At 39.9% G+C, this 2,228-nt stretch carries 3 protein-coding genes; 1 reads left to right on the forward strand and 2 read right to left on the reverse strand.

Annotation, left to right across the window (positions count from 1 at the left end; translation table 11 throughout):
- Positions 1-124: 124 nt before the first annotated feature.
- Complete coding sequence (locus AC5JMF_RS01320; protein WP_495793917.1) at positions 125-808, reverse strand: Tn3 family transposase; 684 nt, start codon at positions 806-808, stop codon at positions 125-127.
- A 184-nt stretch (positions 809-992) separates the two neighbouring features.
- A complete protein-coding gene (locus tag AC5JMF_RS01325) occupies positions 993-1,730 on the reverse strand; it encodes a DUF4158 domain-containing protein (protein ID WP_495793918.1) in 738 nt (245 codons plus the stop codon).
- A 115-nt stretch (positions 1,731-1,845) separates the two neighbouring features.
- Between AC5JMF_RS01325 and AC5JMF_RS01330 the strand changes: the two genes are divergently transcribed.
- Positions 1,846-2,148: a tyrosine-type recombinase/integrase gene (locus AC5JMF_RS01330; protein WP_495793919.1), complete on the forward strand. Its 303-nt coding sequence runs from the start codon at positions 1,846-1,848 to the stop codon at positions 2,146-2,148.
- Positions 2,149-2,228: the final 80 nt, after the last annotated feature.

Here is a 2,228-nt window from a genome sequence, read left to right on the forward strand (position 1 = left end):
GAGAATTTATGATAAGCTTCCACAATATTTGTCACAGCAGTAATTTCTTTTCTCATCAGAGACATGGTGGTAAGCTATTCCTCCGTAACCCCCATAGCGAATATGATACTCAGACAGTAAATTCTCAACGCAAGAGTTCATACTTAGTGCCATCCGCCGCCGCACTTTTACCATCGCCCCAAACTGACGGCAGATTTAAAGCATTGTAACGGTTAATAATATCCACCAATGCAGCATTGAGCTTATCCACAGTCACATGGCGACGGTTGACAAATGCCAGTTCCTTCGCGGTGACAATGCCTCGCATATGTCTCGCCGCTTGAGTCGGCCCCAAATTGCAACCATAAGTAAACGTCGTTAAAAGATAACGTTCCGTCGCACGTTCAATTTTAGGATCACTACCAGACAGCGGCCCAAAGTGACGGGTAAAATTCGTCCAGTAGTCAACATTTCTGAGTATATCGATTAAATTTCTTTCTGGAAAACATTCCTCAATTTTCTCTACTAAGGCAATGGCCGCAACACTCAACTCGTTACGCTGATATTTTTTGAGTATGGGTTCGCCTTCATCATTAATAATAAATTGGTGGTTATTGGGATAACCTGCATCGACAGATGCCGCCATGTCCGTCAACCAAGATTTTAGTGTCAAGGTAAACTCAGAAGCAGTATTGGGAAAGCCTAAATTCTCACAGTATTGGTCAACTAACGACAAACATTCTGACCAAGGCAGTAATTGTTCGCGGTAGTCGGCGTAATCTTCACTACCAACAACGCAGATATCTCCTGACCTTAATTCGGCTGCCAAGTAATAAAAAATACAAGCCTCGAAGTGTCGCCGAACGAATTTGGTTTTCTCTCCTTGCTTGACTACAACTAATTTTCGCCACTGTTCTGAAATAAAATCTAGTTCAATACTTGCTTTGAGAAATTCTCCTCGGCGATGAGAATTATCTAGGACAAATTGTAATGCTTCGATAACACTTTGTTCGTTAGTAGTTGATTTGAACTCTAATGCTTTTACTAAGCGGAAAAATGTCCGACGGCCAGATTAAATGTACAATAAAGTCATTAATATTGTTACGGGTAGGGCTTTTAGGTAGTTGTTTCAGGCTATTAAATGAGGTTTGGTACTCAAGTGGATGACGCTCTAACAAGTCCAGCAAGCGTTCTTGGTAATCTGACGAGATGCGACCCAGTACCAGGGAAAATAATCTTTGATTTACTACATTTCTTACTCGACGGACTAATCTATTTAATGTGTTGAATCCTGGTAATTCATATCTATTTTTAATTAATTCAGCAATGGCTACATTCATTAAATCAGCAGGATTATCCATAACTGCCGCCGATTCATTCACTGCTTTAATAGCTATATTTAGCCCAGTTTGATTAAATTGATTTACCTGAAGATATTCACGGATAGCAGTCCGGTGGCGATACATAGTTTTGCGATTTTCATAACCCAAAACAGTATCATCTGTTAATTTTAAATTACTGCGAATATGATTAACAATTTTTAAAGGAATGTCTATTAGAGAAGGAAAGTAACCTAATCGTTGGAATGCTTTTAATAAACATACTAAGTTAAGAATATTACTTTCACCCTTAGTGGTAGCGTAAGCAAAAGCAATTTCGCTCTTTTTGGGTGTGTAAATCTCGGTGAGTTCTTTGGCGGTTAATTGACGCTTAAATCGAGGGTAAGCGGTACGTTCTATCGATGTCACCATCAGTATGTTTTTGTGCGATTTAACACTTCAAAAGATATATATCACCAATCAGCCACAAGAGTTGGAGTTTATGTAGAGAAACATTACCAAAAAGAACTGTTTACGTGCCAGAGAGTTGAGGTGGCTACGACAACTACAACGAGAATATCCTCACTCCCCTTATTTGTTTGTTTCTGAGCGTGGTACTCCGATGGCTGCTGCCACAGCTTTTAATATTATTAGTCGTGCTGGCACTTTTGCTGGTTTAGCTTTATCGGTACATCCGCATATGTTACGTCATGCCTGCGGGTTTTATCTAGCTTCTCATGGTCATGACACTAGAGCTATTCAGGCTTATCTGGGACACAAGAATATTCAACACACTATTCGCTACACAGAATTATCGAGCGCGCGCTTTCAAAATTTCTGGCTCGACTGAACCTAAAATCAATGGTTTCAACCTGATTTCTTTACAAAACTTTACAACGTGTCCCAATTTGCAGGTAGTGCGATTCGTTC

It is taken from the genome of Desmonostoc vinosum (assembly GCF_059505385.1).

Bases quoted from the DNA above. Each gene is read 5' to 3' on its own strand.
- AC5JMF_RS01325 (WP_495793918.1), bottom strand. From the start codon at position 1,730: ATGGTGACATCGATAGAACGTACCGCTTACCCTCGATTTAAGCGTCAA.